The organism is Saccharopolyspora phatthalungensis (assembly GCF_014203395.1).
Taxonomy (GTDB): Bacteria; Actinomycetota; Actinomycetes; order Mycobacteriales; family Pseudonocardiaceae; genus Saccharopolyspora; species Saccharopolyspora phatthalungensis.
On the sequence record NZ_JACHIW010000003.1, the window covers coordinates 22,190 to 36,160 of the forward strand.

Annotated in this window: 14 protein-coding genes; 6 read left to right on the forward strand and 8 right to left on the reverse strand. The window is 68.7% G+C overall.

The genetic code is table 11. The annotated features are described in order from the left end of the window. Nucleotides 1-96: 96 nt before the first annotated feature. Complete coding sequence (locus BJ970_RS35425) at nt 97-663, reverse strand: GNAT family N-acetyltransferase (RefSeq protein WP_184732687.1); 567 nt, start codon at nt 661-663, stop codon at nt 97-99. Nucleotides 664-954: 291 nt separating this feature from the next. Here BJ970_RS35425 and BJ970_RS35430 point away from each other — a divergent pair, with 291 nt between their 5' ends. Further along, complete coding sequence (locus BJ970_RS35430; protein WP_184732689.1) at nt 955-1,353, forward strand: DUF5313 family protein; 399 nt, start codon at nt 955-957, stop codon at nt 1,351-1,353. 156 nt (nt 1,354-1,509) lie between these two features. On the opposite strand, the gene BJ970_RS35435 is transcribed toward BJ970_RS35430, so the two are convergent. Further along, nucleotides 1,510-2,334: a universal stress protein gene (locus tag BJ970_RS35435; RefSeq protein WP_184732691.1), complete on the reverse strand. Its 825-nt coding sequence runs from the start codon at nt 2,332-2,334 to the stop codon at nt 1,510-1,512. A 157-nt stretch (nt 2,335-2,491) separates the two neighbouring features. On the opposite strand from BJ970_RS35435, the gene ilvA reads away from it, so the two are divergent. Further along, a complete protein-coding gene (gene ilvA / locus BJ970_RS35440) occupies nt 2,492-3,745 on the forward strand; it encodes a threonine ammonia-lyase IlvA (protein ID WP_184732693.1) in 1,254 nt (417 codons plus the stop codon). Between the two features lie 51 nt (nt 3,746-3,796). Here the strand turns inward: ilvA and BJ970_RS35445 are convergent, their stop codons facing one another. The 3 genes from BJ970_RS35445 to BJ970_RS35455 all read right to left on the reverse strand — a co-directional run bounded on the left by BJ970_RS35445 (nt 3,797) and on the right by BJ970_RS35455 (nt 6,982). Continuing rightward, a complete protein-coding gene (locus BJ970_RS35445) occupies nt 3,797-4,684 on the reverse strand; it encodes a TIGR03854 family LLM class F420-dependent oxidoreductase (RefSeq protein ID WP_184732695.1) in 888 nt (295 codons plus the stop codon). Between the two features lie 162 nt (nt 4,685-4,846). Continuing rightward, entirely contained in the window at nt 4,847-6,445 is a 1,599-nt protein-coding gene (locus tag BJ970_RS35450) for an alkaline phosphatase D family protein (RefSeq protein WP_184732697.1), read from the reverse strand. 321 nt (nt 6,446-6,766) lie between these two features. Continuing rightward, nucleotides 6,767-6,982 (reverse strand): hypothetical protein, encoded by a 216-nt coding sequence (locus BJ970_RS35455; protein WP_184732698.1) that lies wholly within the window; start codon nt 6,980-6,982, stop codon nt 6,767-6,769. On the opposite strand from BJ970_RS35455, the gene BJ970_RS35460 reads away from it, so the two are divergent. After that, nucleotides 6,969-7,493 carry a hypothetical protein gene (locus tag BJ970_RS35460; protein ID WP_184732700.1) on the forward strand — a complete coding sequence of 175 codons (525 nt, stop codon included), beginning with the start codon at nt 6,969-6,971 and terminating at the stop codon, nt 7,491-7,493. The genes BJ970_RS35455 and BJ970_RS35460 overlap by 14 nt on opposite strands. Nucleotides 7,494-7,664: 171 nt before the next feature. Further along, entirely contained in the window at nt 7,665-8,354 is a 690-nt protein-coding gene (locus BJ970_RS35465; RefSeq protein ID WP_184732702.1) for a YqjF family protein, read from the forward strand. A gap of 188 nt (nt 8,355-8,542) precedes the next feature. Here BJ970_RS35465 and BJ970_RS35470 read toward each other — a convergent pair whose 3' ends face one another. Further along, the gene (locus BJ970_RS35470) at nt 8,543-9,400 is read right to left on the reverse strand and encodes an alpha/beta fold hydrolase (RefSeq protein ID WP_184732704.1); all 858 of its coding nucleotides are present in this window, start codon (nt 9,398-9,400) and stop codon (nt 8,543-8,545) included. A 49-nt stretch (nt 9,401-9,449) separates the two neighbouring features. Between BJ970_RS35470 and BJ970_RS35475 the strand changes: the two genes are divergently transcribed. Further along, nucleotides 9,450-9,911, forward strand: a complete 462-nt coding sequence (locus tag BJ970_RS35475) for a MarR family winged helix-turn-helix transcriptional regulator (protein ID WP_184732706.1) — start codon at nt 9,450-9,452, stop codon at nt 9,909-9,911. Nucleotides 9,912-9,962: 51 nt separating this feature from the next. Here BJ970_RS35475 and BJ970_RS35480 read toward each other — a convergent pair whose 3' ends face one another. Next, nucleotides 9,963-10,739, reverse strand: coding sequence for an SDR family NAD(P)-dependent oxidoreductase (locus BJ970_RS35480; RefSeq protein ID WP_184732724.1), 777 nt, complete (start codon nt 10,737-10,739; stop codon nt 9,963-9,965). A 365-nt stretch (nt 10,740-11,104) separates the two neighbouring features. Between BJ970_RS35480 and BJ970_RS35485 the strand changes: the two genes are divergently transcribed. Next, on the forward strand, nt 11,105-11,779 hold the full coding sequence (locus BJ970_RS35485) for an HNH endonuclease family protein (RefSeq protein ID WP_246472189.1): 675 nt from the start codon (nt 11,105-11,107) through the stop codon (nt 11,777-11,779). A gap of 127 nt (nt 11,780-11,906) precedes the next feature. Here BJ970_RS35485 and BJ970_RS35490 read toward each other — a convergent pair whose 3' ends face one another. Beyond that, nucleotides 11,907-13,826, reverse strand: a complete 1,920-nt coding sequence (locus BJ970_RS35490) for an acyl-CoA dehydrogenase family protein (RefSeq protein ID WP_184732726.1) — start codon at nt 13,824-13,826, stop codon at nt 11,907-11,909. Between the last annotated feature and the right edge of the window lie 145 nt (nt 13,827-13,971).

The following is a 13,971-nucleotide window of genomic DNA, read 5'->3' on the forward strand; positions in this document are numbered from 1 at the left end:
AGCGTCCGAAAGCGGGGAATTTCGTCATGCCCGTCGCTTGCGCCACCGTGCCGGAGTCCACTGCGGACGGTCAGATAGGACACAGTGGATAGTGGGTCAGTCCTCGGTCCTGCCGGAGGCCGGCCCGTTGGGCAGGTCGCCCTGCCGGATGCGGTAGACCTGCAACGCGGTGTCGTAGTACTTGGTCGTTTCGCCCACCCACTCCATGCCGATGCGTTCGGCGGTGGCGATCGCGCGGGTGTTGTCGGGCCGGGCCAGCGCGAAGATCTCGTCGATGTCGTAGGTGAACGCCCAGCGGAGGAGGGCAGCGGCGGCTTCGGTGGCGTAGCCGTGGCCCCATGCCTCCGGGCGCAGCTGCCAGGTCAGCTCCAGGTCATGGTCGTACGGGGGCAGCGTCCGCAGCACCAGGCCGCCGACCACCGCGTCGTCGCAGCGCCGCTGCATCGCCCACCGCCCGGTGGGCGGTACCAGGTTGGGCTGCGACTCGGTCCAGGACTGCACCACGGCGCGCATCGCGGTCAGGTCGGCGACGTTGGCGATGACGGGCGTGAGCCATTCGGTCACCTCCGGGCGGCCGTAGAGCGCCAACGCGGCCTGGACGTCGGCGTCGCTGGTGGTCCAGTCGCGCACGATCAGGCGATCGGTGATCAAGGGAGGCTGCATGGTCGCCCTCGCCTTCAGCAGCGACGCAGGGGGAGAACACCTGATTCTAGTTCGCCGATCCGTCGAGGCCCATCGCTGATCCGGCGAGGGGCCGCGGTCGCGCAAGGCCCGTCGATTAAGTCTATTCCTTCAGCGGTGGTCGAAACTGTTCTGGCGACGCTTGACCAAGCCGCGCGTTCCTGACGGCGGACACCCATGAACCCGTGTCAGGGTTCGGCCGGTAGCGGGGCCACGTGCCGGTGTGGGCACGCGGCTCGGCCGCGGGGAAGGGGGCGACCGTAAGGTGGCCAGATGCCCGTCAAGCGCCCGAACCCCGCGCGGTGGCTGTACTACCAGTACGGCGGCAAGCTCCCGGACCGCTATCGCGAGTGGGTGCTGCGCGAGGCCACCTGCAAGACGTGGGTGCTGCGGGTGCTGGTCCGGGGTCTGATCCAGGTCGCTCCGCTGGGTGCGGTGCTGTTCATGGGACTCGGTCTGCTGGGTGGGGCGTGGCCGATCGCCGCTGGCGCGCTGCTGCTGGGCATCCTCGTGGTGGCCCGCATCGTGCTGACCAATGCGGTGGACAACGTCGACGCGCGCCTTATCCGTTACGGTTACCCGCCCGGTCACGGTTCCGCGGTCCGGCGGCAGCGCGACGCCGAAGCCACCGAGCGCTATCGCGCGGTCTGGCGTCAACCGCCGTCGGAGTAGTTGGGTCGCCCGCAGACCCAGTAGCGCCTTCGCGCGTCAGGTACCGCATAGCTTCCGGCGACACCAGCATGGCCTGCTGCAGCTGGGTGCCCTTCGAGGCCACCGGTATGCACGCTATTCGGCATGAGCGGATGTCCCGCCTGAACACCCGAGGCGCTACGGGGCACCAGTGCGGATCACCGCGACCGGACACGGTGCGTGGTGCAGCACCCCGTTGGCCACCGAGCCGAGCAGCAGTCCGGCGAAACCACCGCGCCCGCGGTGGCCGACCACCAGCAGCTGAGCCTGCCGGGCGGCGTCGCACAGCGTTGAAACCGGATGCTGGTTGGCGACCTCGCGATGCACCGTGACGTCCGGGTAGTCGGCGCACCAGCCGGAGAGCTGTTCGGCAAGGTGCAGGTCGGCCCGATTCTGGATCTCCTGCCGGTCTGGCGCCGGGTAGGCGCCGACGGTGAAGTAGGCGTCCGGCAGCGCCTGCACCGCGACGAGGTCCGTCTGCCGCCGACTCGCGGCGTCGAATGCGTAGTGCACCGCGATGCGGCTGCCCGGTGAGTTGTCCACTCCGACGACCACTGGGCCCGGCACCGTTGCGTGGCCGCGCACCACGACGACCGGGCAACGTGCATGCGCGGCCACGGACGTGCTGATGGCGCCGAGCAACGCGTCCCGGAACACGCCGTGCCCGCGCGATCCGACGACGACCAGTTGGGCGGTGTCGGAGCGGCGGACCAGTTCCTCGGCCGGGTGCCCGACGGCGACTTCGTCGGTGATCGTCAATTCGGGGTACTCGCGGTGGCAGCGCTCGGCGATGTCGCGGACCGCCTGCTTGGCGAAGTCTTCGCGGGCCGGGTCGTCGTTGACCAGGACCAGGTGCGCCGGAACGGCCAGCCGCGCCGCCTCGGCGGCGGCCCACAACGCGGCCTGTACGGATGACTCCGAACCGTCGACGCCCACCACCACGGACTGCTTCGACCTCGCCATGTCCGATCGCCCCCTTACCAGCACTCTGCGGACCCGTGTCCGCCGGTGGTAGGGCCGATGGGCCCCGCGCGAAGGCGGCAAAACCGCGATAACACCGCGATAACGCCGTCCTGGCGCACCCGCGCGACAGCACGCCGACCAGCGCATTTAGGATCGGTTGGTGTCCGATGAGCTGAGTCCCGCAACGATCTTCCGCGCCGGTACCCGCCTGCGGCAGGTGGTCCGGCGCACTCCGTTGGAACCGAGCAGCCGCCTGACCAGCGAGCTTGGCGTCCCGGTGCGGCTCAAGCGGGAGGACCTGCAGGTCTGCCGCTCCTACAAGGTGCGCGGCGCGTACAACCTGATTTCCTCCTTGGGTCCGGACGAGCGGGAGCGCGGGGTGGTGTGCGCGAGCGCGGGCAACCATGCGCAGGGCGTGGCGTTCGCCTGCCGTGAGCTGAAGATCAACGGCCGGGTGTACCTCCCGGCGAATACGCCCCGGCAGAAGCGGCGGCGGATCGCGGAGATCGGTGGCCCGTGGGTCGAGCCGGTGATCGTAGGCAGCTCATTCGACGAGGCCAGCGTCGCATCGCGCGAGGACAGCCGGTGCACCGGCGCGATCTACGTGCACCCCTTCGACGACCCGCGGACCATCGCCGGGCAGGGCACGGTCGGCCTGGAGATCGCCGAGCAGCACGACGGCCCGATCGACACCGTGATCGTGCCGGTTGGCGGCGGCGGGCTGCTGGCTGGCGTGGTGCTGTGGCTCAAGGAGCACTTCCCCGAGGTGCGGGTGATCGGTGCCGAACCGGCCGGGGCGGCCAGCATGCGCGCGGCGCTGGACCACGGCGGGCCGGTTGCCCTGCCATCGGTGGACACGTTCGTCGATGGCGCGGCGGTCGGGCGCGTCGGCGACGTCGGATTCCGGGTGGTGCGGGAACTGGTCGACGAGTTGGTAGCGGTGCCCGAAGGCGCGGTGTGCACCGAGATGATCGAGCTCTACCAGACCGAGGGGATCATCGCCGAGCCCGCCGGAGCGCTGGCCAGCGCGGCGGCGCGGCTGCCACTGGAGCGCCCGGCCAAGGGGCCGGTGGTGTGCGTGGTCTCCGGCGGCAACAACGACCTGAGCCGCTACGGCGAGGTCGTCGAACGCTCGTTGGTGCACGAAGGGCTGCGGCACTACTTCCTGGTGACGTTCCCGCAGGAACCGGGCGCGCTGCGGCACTTCCTGGACGACGTGCTCGACGCGGGCCAGGACATCGTCGCGTTCGAGTACGTGAAGAAGAACAACCGGGAAACCGGCCCGGCGCTGGTGGGCATCGAGCTCGACCGCGCCGACGAGCTGGACGGGCTGCTGAAGCGGATGAAGGAATCGCCGCTGCAGATCGAGCAGGTCTCGCCCGGTTCACCGCTGTTCTCGTTCCTGGTTTAGCGAGTGTGAGTCCCACACCGCAAGTGGCTTACGCCGCTTATAGGGCAGACCCTAGTTTTGCAACGGCAGCAGTTCTTCGGTGAACCGGTGCAGGAAGTCGTCGAACGAGCCCGTCGGGTCGGCGGGTCTGATGACGAACTTGGTCAGGCCCGCCGCCAGGTGGCCCTCCACCATCCGCCGGGCGTCGGGCCAGCTGGCGGCCACCAGTTCGGCCGGATCGGCGTCCGGGCGGCGGTCGCGCACGCTGGCGAGCAGGTCGGCCGGGATGCCGTCGGTGGCCACCGGGATGCTGATGCCGTAGTGGTCGGCCTCGATCTCGCGGCCGGCTTCGGCGGCAGCGGCCTCGATCGCCTGTCGGCCGTGCCGGGTTTCGCCGGGGGACAGCAAGCTCGCCAGCCAGCCGTCGCCGTAGCGGCCGACGCGGCACAGCCCGGCCGGTGAGCTGCCACCGAGCCAGATATCCACCGGCTTGGCCGGTCTCGGGCCGATCGACGCGTCCTCGATGTCGAAGAACTCGCCGTGGTGGGTGACCTCGTCCTGCGTCAGCAGTCGGCGCACGAGGTGCAGCGATTCGTCGAACACCGCGCCGCGTCGCCCGGGCGGCACCGCGAACAGGTCGCGTTCGCGGCGGCGGTCCGGGCGCAGCCCGAATACCGGCAGCACCCGGCGCGGTGCCAGCCCGGCCAGCGTGGCCAGTTGCTTGGCGACCAGCACTGGGTGCCTGCCCGGCAGTACGGCCACTCCCGTGCCGACCTTGAGCCTGGCGGTGCGGGCGAGCGCGTGCGTCATCCCGATGAACGGGTCGACCTGCGGCGAGTAGATGAACTCCGACAGCCACAGCGAATCCACCCCGGCCGCTTCGAGCCGGTCGACGATGTCGGCGAAGACATCAGGGGTGCCGTGCTGCGCACCGAGCCCCACTCCGATTCGAATCTTCATCGTTCCATCGGACCACAACCGCGTGCGGTCAGGGGATGTGCGGCACGAAATCGAAATGGCGATCTTGCCGTCCGGCGACATCAAGCCGGTCGCGGAGAACCGCGGACAGCGCGTCCTGGGCAGCGACGCCGACGACCGGCCGGACAGGTCCACAAAGGACATTCAGGTGAGCCGCTCGCGGCAGGCGGCGGTGAGACGCCGGTCGCTGGTCGCTTCCAGGAGCCGGACCTCGGCGTGCGGGCCGTCGAAGTCCAGCCTGCCGATGGCGTTGCCGAAGAACGGGTCGGCGATCCTGCGCCAGCCAAGCGGCAGCTGCGCAACTCCAACTCGTTCCGCCTGCCGCCGGAAAAGCTCGGCTATCGGTGCCCACCACGCCGCACGCAGCGGTCCGCGCAGCACGCGCGGTGCCGGATTGTGCAGCGGCGAACAGGTCAACTGGACCACGCGCGACCGCGTCGGGTGCGGGTAGCCGGCCTCGGCGAGATAGCTGTGGTGCACGTCGCCGGAAAGCACGCTGACCGTGGCCGGCGCGGAAGCGCCTTCCGCGCGGTCCTGGATCAGCGAGCTGAGCCGGTCGAAGGAGGCTCGGAACGCCGCCCAGTGCTCGAAGTCGCCGACCTGCCGGAGTCGTTCGGCGAACCTCGGTACTCGGCCCCGATCGGTGCACGCGAGCTCGTTCCAGGACTGGATGTGGTGCACGGCCGGCGGCAGCAGCCACGGCAAGGACGAAGCGAGCACCAGGTGCTCGTGGTTGCCTTCGGTGATCTTGCGCAGCCACGCGAAGTCGACGTCGGAGAGCATGGCGCGGTCGGCGGTTTCCAGGATTCGGCCGCAGCGGGTGTCAAGCACCACCAGCCGGGCCGGGCCGAGATCGCGGTAGTAGCTCCAGCGCGCCCCTTTCGTCCCGTTCTGCTCGCGGTCGGCGCGCGCCGCGAACTCGCGTAGCACCGGGAGGGCATCGCCGGTGCGACCGGCCGCCAGCACCTGCTGGTAGGTCTCGTCGCGGTCGAGTTCTTCCGGACTGAGGTTGCCGATGTGCTGGTAGATCCAGTATGAGACGAGCCCGCCGAGCAGCCGTTCCGGCCACCACGGCGCATGCGCCATCCGCGCCCGCCAGGCACGCGAGGTGTTCCAGTCGTCCCGCACGTCGTGGTCGTCGAAGATCATCATGGTGGGCAGCGTCGACAGCAGCCACCGGATTCCCGGGGCACGCCAGGCATACCGGTACAGCAGCGTGTACTCCTCGAAGTCGGCGACCTCGTGGCCGGGCGGGCGGCGGAGATCGCGTCGGGCGCTCAACTCGCGCCGCAGCTCTGGGGTGGTCTCATCGGCGTAGACCTGGTCGCCGAGCAGCAGCAGCGCGTCCGGCCAGCCGGAATCCGGGGTGCGCGCCAGCTGGGCTCCGTAGGCGGCCAGCGCATCCGGCCCGAGCGCCTTGCGGTGGTTGGCGTTTTCCGGGCGGTCGAAGTGGCAGGAGCCGAACAGCAGCCGCAACGTCGCCGATCCTGCCACCGGCCGGATCCAGCTCGGCGGGTTGCCGGGCTCGGGCCAGACCACGCGTCCGTCCAACCGCACCTCGTAAGGCGTGGTGGCGTCCAAATCGGGCACGGTGACCAGTGCGTAGTGGTGTCCACCGACCTGGAACGTGCGCGCCGAACCGCCCAGCACCGCGACCGTGCAGGGACCATCGGTCTCCACCCACACGGTCGCCCGGCTTTCGTCGACGTAGCGCAATAGCGGGCCCAACAGCAGTTCGGTCATCCAACCTGAATACCTGACGGAGCCCGAGAAAGAAACAGCGACCGCGAGCCGCGTCGAGGTCCATTGTGGCCGGACCCGGTGGTCGGGCCGACCGGACAGCGGAGCTCAGGAGCAGTGTGACATCGAGTAGAGCGACGCCGACGGCCGCGTGAAACGCGGTGCGGGAGCCGGGACTGGCAACGAGACCGGCGGTGAGCACGGTCGTCGCCGGCTTGCGACGGTGGACGGATGTCGATCAGGCCCGCCACAGCATCGCTGGAATCGGATGGTGTTCTGCCCCGGATGTGCCGGGGCAGAACACGCATTCCTGCGCCGTCGCGGTCAGGCGGTCGGCACGGTCGGGCGGACCTTGGGCACGACTTCCTTGGCGATGCGGTGCATGGACTCGGTCCAGGGCTTGGAGTCTTCGAGGTAGTCGTGGGTGTTCATGACGATCTGGCCGAAGCCGCCGATGTCGTCCTGCATCTTCTCGATCTTGGCGATCACCGTCTCCGGGGAGCCGCAGATCCAGATGTGCTCGGCGATGACCGAGATCACCGACGTCGCGCAGGTTGCCAACACCCAGGCCGCCTTGTTGGGCATCGACAGCGAGATCGCTTCGATGCTCGGCATCTCCAAGGGACTGCAGCGGTTCCTGTACCTGCCCGACGACTGCTGGTTGGACACCGTCCGCGTCCTCATCGGCCTTGCCGAGCGCGTCATCGTCTGGGCAGAAGAGAAAACCCCTGCCGTGCTGCGGGAACTCGAACTGATCAAGGAACTGGGACGCACCGAGGACACCAACGTGCTGTTGGAGAATCCGCCAGCAGGGGCCGTCAAACTGCGGGCCTGCTGCGGCGAGACACCACCGCCTGCCGAAGCCCTGACCCTGGACGACCCGGTCCTGGCCGAGTTCCCAGCGGTTGTGCGCGCCGAAGACGTCACGTCGGTTGATCCCGACACCTTCCTGCGCGAGGTAATGGGCCCCATCGTCGCCACCAACCAACTCCCGATGCATGAGCGCGTGGCACGGATACGACGGCGGCTGGATGCGACGCGGGGTACTTGACCCTGACCAACACCGCACGATCGCCCGGGAGACAAGGATGTCGCACGTACCCGTAGAGCAGGGGCGCGCCCAGAGGCGACCACCTTGCCCATGCCGTAGACTGCCGACACTGGAGCGTTGTGGAACGACCTGACGCTGTACGCGGCACTGCTGCAAATCACTGGATAGCCGTTGGAGCCCGAACCGATCACGCTCACCGCGCCGCACCGCGTCCGCTGGGCTTTCACCAGGCAGCGTTGGAGCGATGTGGTGTTCGTGCATTGGCCTTGTCAGAAAAGGGAAATCGAGCCGCTGTTGCCGCCACGAACCCGGCCAGACCTGTTCGCCGGCACGAGCTGGCTCGGCGTGGTCGGCCTGCGGATGTCGGTCACCGGACCGGTACGGCTGCGATTCACCGAGCTGAACGTGCGCACCTTCGTCGTCGACGAGCGTGGTCGCCGCGGACTGGCGTTTCTGACCATGGAAGCGTCGAGCCCGGTCTTCGTCCGGATCGCGAGCACGGTGGGCTGTTTGCCGTACCGGTCGTCGGCGGTGGGATGTGCGACGACTGCGACGGAAACCTCGTACCGGGTCGAACGATCAGGGGTCGGCCTGAGCCTGCGCATCCGGCGTGGGGACCGGGTCGTGCTGAACGGAGCGGACCGGTACCTCACCGCGCGCTGGCGGATGTACTCGGCCTGGCACGGTCGGGCTCTCAAGATCCCGGTGCGGCACGAACCGTGGGCCCTGGATTCCGCCGAGCTGCTGGACTTCGCCGATAACGGTCTGCTGGACGAACTCGGCCTGGCACCGCCGAGCCTCCCGGTCGTCCGCTGTGCGTCCAGAGTGGACGCACGCTTCGGCCTGCCCACGCTGATGTGACTATCCTCAATCGAGCGGCACGACGCGGGCCCGCGGAGTTAAGCGACGTCGGATCGACGCGGCGCTGGGCTTTCCTGTTACCAGAAAATCGGAACTCGCGCGTTACCGAACGCGGTTACGGTCTGACACCGGACTGCGCCACCTGGTCGACCCATTCGTGATTGCTTGTGCGGCAGGCTTCTTTCGCTTCACGGGCGGACGCGGGCGAAGAAATCAGCGAGGATTTCGTTGAGTCGGGCGGCATTTTCGGTCGGCAGCGCGTGGTGGCCGACGCCCGGGAGAACCGCCGTCTGGACGTCGGGGACCAGACGGCGCGCCTGTGCGATGAGACGGTCGGGGTTGTGCGCCTTGCTCTTCCCCGCAGCCAGCACGAGCATGGGCACGGTAAGGCGCGACGGGTCGGGGTTGGGCCGAGTGATCACTTTGGCCGTCTTGAATTCGGCACCGCGGGCTTGCAGTTCGAGCAATGCCGGGTCGATACCGGTGCCGCCGGCCTCCCAAAGCAGGAAGTCGCGGGTTCGTCGTGGCGTCGGTCGCAGCAGCATGGGCAGGGCGCGCAGCAGGTAGCGCGGATTCCAGCGGGTGAAGCAGCCGGTCGGATCGAGCAGGGCGAGGCTGTGCACCCGGGGCGAATGGATGGCGTAATGCAGCGCGATCCACGCGCCGTAGGAATGGCCGCACAGGTGCGCGTTCTCGACGCCGAGGTGATCGAACAGCTCGTCTTGCCACGCCATCAGGTCGCCGACGCCGCCGATGGCCTTGCCGTCGGCGACGCTTCGGCCAGCGTCGCCGAGCAGGTCGACGGCGTGGATCCGGTGGTGCTTGCCGAGTTCGGCGACATTGGCGAACCAGGCCGTGGACGTGGCTCCGCCGCCGTGCAGCAGCACCAATGGCGTCCCGTCCGGCGTGCCGCAGACGTGCACGCGGGTGGTCCCGTACGCCGTCGGAACGTCGAGTGCATCGACCGGGACCGGCCACTGCGCCAGCACGGCGTCGTACGCCGCGGCGAAGGCCGCCGCGCTGACGGGAGTCCGGAAACCCATCATGCACCTCGCTCGTCAAATATCTCGATGGTCGATATATTAACATGGTGCCGTGGAAGACGAACTCCAACTGGTTCACCTGCTGCGGGCCATCGCGGTGGAACTCGACCTGCTCGGCGCCGAATTCGCCGGTGCCAACCGGCTGCATCCCACCGATCTGCGCGCGCTGATCGCGTTGCTGGACGCCGACCGGGCGGAGGAAACCGCGACGCCCGGACGGCTGGGGGAGTGGCTTGGCCTGAACTCCGCCTCGGTGACGGCCCTGGTCGACCGGCTCGAACGGCTCGGGCACGTCCGGCGGGAACGCGACTCCCAGGACCGGCGTCGGGTCAAGCTGGTCGTCGAGGAACGCGCCACCGAGCTCGGGTGGTCGTTCTTCGGCCCGCTGATCGGCGAGGCGGTCGAGCGAATGCGCTCCTACGACGAGGCGGAGCGCGAGACGATCCGGCGCTTCCTGCTCGACATGAACTCCCTAGTGACCGACCGGCGCTATGCGCAGCGGCGCGGCTCCTAGAAACGGCTGCGCGGGCCCTCGATTACCGGGCCAACTCTCCCGGGCACGGCATTAGAACGAAAGGTAGCCGCCGTCGACGGTGATGCTGTCCGCGGTGTGGAAGGCGCTTGCCGGGCTGGCCAGGTAGACCGCCAGGGCGCCGAAATCCGACGGCGCGCCCCAACGGCCCACCGGCATCCGGGGCAGGACCTTGCGCTGGAATCCCTCGGATCGCAACGCCGGGTCGGCGAGCGGGGTGCTCACCCAGCCCGGCAGCACCGCGTTGGCCCGGATCCCATGCCGCGCAAGCTCGATCGCGATCGATTTGATCATCGACACCAAGGCGCCCTTCGACGCGGCGTAGGCCTGACCGCGGGGCTGCCCCTGCCGCGCCGCCAGACTCGACGTGCCGACCAGGCTGCCGCCCTCCCCCTGCGCCAGCAGCCGTCGCGCGGCGGCGCGCAGCGTGAGGAACGCGCCATCGACGTTTACCCGCGTCACACGGTGGAAATCGCTGAGCTCGGTCTCCACAAAGCGGGCGTTCCCGGCGCCGACCCCGGCGTTGGCGAAGCACGAGTCCAGCCGCCCGAACTGCTCGACGGTGCTCGACATCGCGGCCTCGACCTGCTCCTCGTCGCCGACATCGCAAGACAGCGCCAGCACTTGACCGCCGTGCTTCGCCAATCCCCGGGCGGCCTTCTCATTGCGCTCGGTGTTGGTGCCCCAGATGCAGACGCCCGCGCCCGCCGCGGCCAGCGCATCGGCCATCGCGCGCCCGATGCCCGAGTTGCCGCCCGTGACAACGGAAACGTGGCCGGCCAGATCGAAGGGGTTGGCGGTTTTACCCATTGTTCGTGTCTCCTTGCCGGGGTCCGTCCTTGGGGAGTCGCTTGGCCCGCCGCATGTTCTGTGCGCAGCCGAGTCTTGAGGACCTTACCGCTGGGTTGCTCGGCAATTCGGCGACAATCGAGATCTTGCGCGGGGCTTGTAACCCGCGAGACCTTGCTTGGCAAGGAGCGGGATTTTCCACCGTGAAAACGGAATTCGAGGCGTGCGGACTGATAACCGCTTCCGGCTACATCGCGCTGTCACGCGCAGTGGTTAGCCGATGACCCGTCGTGTGCCTCGCAACGATACCCGCCCGGCGGAGCGAGCGGCGGCTGCATGCGATGATCGATCGACGGCAATACCAGCTGCTTTATCCGAGGAGACGCATGGCTGCCAAGAAGTCTGTGTGGACGTCGATCGTGGCGGCCCTCCTGCTGGGCTCGATGTGGGTGGTGTTCGAGTCTGGCTTACTCGACGGCGCGAAGGGCAGCGGCACCGCGCCCGCCAGCGAGCAGGGGAGTGGCACCGGGCCCGCCAGCGAGCAGCTCGCAGAGTTACGCGTCGCCCCGGCGGGTTCGATGGACGGATACTCCCGGGAGCGGTTCGAGCATTGGACGGCGCAGCCGAAAGCCGGGAAGAACTGCAACACCCGCGAGGCGGTGCTGGCACGCGACGGTCAGGACGTGCGAACCAACAACGCCTGCGAGGCGGTATCCGGCACGTGGACCAGCGCCTACAACGGCCAGCGGGTGACCGACCCGCGCCAGATCGACATCGACCACATGGTCCCGCTGGCAAACGCCTGGCGCAGCGGTGCGAACAAGTGGGACGACCACCGCCGCGAACAGTTCGCCAACGAGATGACGTTGCCGCAGCTGGTGGCGGTCGATTCGAGCTCCAATCGCAGCAAGGGCGACCAGGACCCGTCCCAGTGGAAGCCCGAACGCGCGAACTGGTGCAGTTATGCCACGAATTGGGTCACGGTCAAACGCGCCTACGACCTGACGATCACCGAACAGGAGAAGGGGGCGCTCCAGGAGATGCTCGCGACCTGCCGCTAAGCGCGTGCCCCGTCGGGTGCGCAGGGTTGGCGATTTTCGCGCGAAATCGGCGTTCCCCAGGGCGACCCGGACGGTGCGGTGGGTTGCGTGCCCGAGGTGATCTAACCCCAACCAAGGTTCCTGGACGTTAGGTGCGGGGCACTGTTCGTCGGAGGTCCTTCCGCTGTGACGGACCGGGAGCCGCCTCGGCGATCCAGGGGCCGTTGGAGGAGGCGTCCAGGATCCCGTCCTCCAGCCAGGAATACCGGCCGTCCAGCACCTTTCGCGCGAGCCCCCGATCGGGCGCGTCGGTGTTGTGCCACAACCGCCGGAACAACGTCTCGACGCGGCGGCGCGCTTGACGGCAGAACGCGTCGGCCAACTCCACCGCCGAGGGCTCCTGGCCCGCCGAACGGGCGTAGACGCAGCTGGCGCTCATCGCGTACAGCTCCGCGCCGATATCGACGATGCGGCCGAGGAAGAGCTCCCGGTGCTCCATATCGGCCTGCCATCGCGACATCCCGTAGAAGGTCTGCCGCGCGATGCGCCGACTGGCCCGTTCCACGAACCGCAGGTGTTCGGCCAACGGGCCGTATGCGCCGAAACCGCCGGGCAGCTGTCCCTTTCCGGCCACCAGCGTCGGCAGCCAACGCGCGTAGAAGCCACCGGCACGGGCCGCCGCTCGCGCCTTGCGCGACAGGTCGGCCTTCGGATCGATGATGTCGCCGGCCACCGACAGGTGCGTATCGACCGCCTCGCGGGCGATCAGCAGCCTCATGATCTCGCTGGAACCCTCGAAGATCCGATTGATCCGCAAATCCCGCAGCAACTGTTCGACGGGCACTCCGCGCTCGCCGCGCGCGGCCAGCGAGTCGGCTGTCTCGTAGCCACGCCCGCCCCGGATCTGCACCAGCTCGTCGACGATCTGCCAGGACATTTCCGACGAGTAGAGCTTGGCCAGCGCCGCTTCGATGCGGATGTCGTGCCGGTCGGCGTCGGCGAGCCTGCCGGAGACCTCGAGCACGGCCTCCAGCGCGAAGGCCGTGGCCGCGATGAACGAGATCTTGTCCGAGATGGCCTCGTGCTCGCCGATCGGCCGACCCCACTGGACCCGCTGCGCCGACCACTCGCGCGCGATCAGCAGGCACCACTTCGCGGCGGCGGCGCACATCGCGGGCAACGACAGGCGCCCGGCATTGAGCGTGGTAAGCGCGATCTTCAAGCCGTCGCCCTCCCGGCCGATCCGATTCTCGGCCGGCACCACCACGTCGTGCAGCCGCGTCACCCCGTTCTCGATACCGCGCAACCCGAGGAACGAGTTGCGGTTCTCCACGGTGATCCCATCGTCCCCGGCTTCGACGACGAACGCGGTGAGGCCGCCGCGATGCCCCTCGGATCGCGGCACCCGCGCCAACACCACCAGCAGGTCCGCCAGCACACCGTTGGTCGTCCAGAGCTTGACCCCGTTGAGCGTGTAGGTCCGGCCGTCCTCGCTGGGGACCGCGCTGGTGGCCAGCCGGGCGGGATCGCTGCCCACATCGGGTTCGGTGAGCAGGAAGGCCGTGATCTCGCGGACACAGCGCGGCAGGAACTCCCGCTTCTGCTCCGCGGTGCCGAACAACTTCACCGGTTGCGGCACGCCGATGGACTGGTGCGCGGAGAGCAGGGCGCCGATCGATGGGTTGGTCGTGGCGACGATCATCAGAGCGCGGTGGTAGTAGACCGCGGGCAGCCCGAGGCCGCCGTACTCCGCGGGGATCTTGATGCCGAAGGCGCCGATGTCCTTGAGCCCGTTGATCACCTCGTCCGGGATCCACGCGTCCCGCTCGATCTGGCGTCCGTCGACCTTCGTCTCGCAGAACTCGCGTAGCCGTTCGAGGAATGCCTCGCCCTCGGGGGAGGTCGGGCTTTCGGGCATCGGGTCGATCAGGTCGAGCCGCAGCCGGCCGAGGAACAGCTCCTTGCCGAAGCTCGGCCGGTCCCAGCGAGATTCGCGGGCTTCCTCGGCGACTTGCCGAGCCTGCGCGGCGTCGACCTGGATTTCGCGACTTTTGTCCACTGTGGTCATCGCTGCCCCCAACGGGCCGGACTGGTAGTACCGGTCACAACACGGTACTACCGATCGGTAACCGGCAACACCCGACGGGAGGCAGGGCGCCCCGGACCGTGCGCCGCACCGGTAAGTCGATCGGGTGGCGGCGTTGCGCCTGCTC

Coding starts and splice junctions, on each gene's coding strand:
- BJ970_RS35425 (WP_184732687.1), bottom strand. CDS start 663: ATGCAGCCTCCCTTGATCACCGATCGCCTGATCGTGCGCGACTGGACC.
- BJ970_RS35450 (WP_184732697.1), bottom strand. CDS start 6,445: ATGACCGAACTGCTGTTGGGCCCGCTATTGCGCTACGTCGACGAAAGC.
- BJ970_RS35480 (WP_184732724.1), bottom strand. CDS start 10,739: ATGGGTAAAACCGCCAACCCCTTCGATCTGGCCGGCCACGTTTCCGTT.
- BJ970_RS35435 (WP_184732691.1), bottom strand. CDS start 2,334: ATGGCGAGGTCGAAGCAGTCCGTGGTGGTGGGCGTCGACGGTTCGGAG.
- BJ970_RS35490 (WP_184732726.1), bottom strand. CDS start 13,826: ATGACCACAGTGGACAAAAGTCGCGAAATCCAGGTCGACGCCGCGCAG.
- BJ970_RS35445 (WP_184732695.1), bottom strand. CDS start 4,684: ATGAAGATTCGAATCGGAGTGGGGCTCGGTGCGCAGCACGGCACCCCT.
- BJ970_RS35485 (WP_246472189.1), top strand. CDS start 11,105: ATGGCTGCCAAGAAGTCTGTGTGGACGTCGATCGTGGCGGCCCTCCTG.
- BJ970_RS35430 (WP_184732689.1), top strand. CDS start 955: ATGCCCGTCAAGCGCCCGAACCCCGCGCGGTGGCTGTACTACCAGTAC.
- BJ970_RS35460 (WP_184732700.1), top strand. CDS start 6,969: ATGACCGAGATCACCGACGTCGCGCAGGTTGCCAACACCCAGGCCGCC.
- BJ970_RS35470 (WP_184732704.1), bottom strand. CDS start 9,400: ATGATGGGTTTCCGGACTCCCGTCAGCGCGGCGGCCTTCGCCGCGGCG.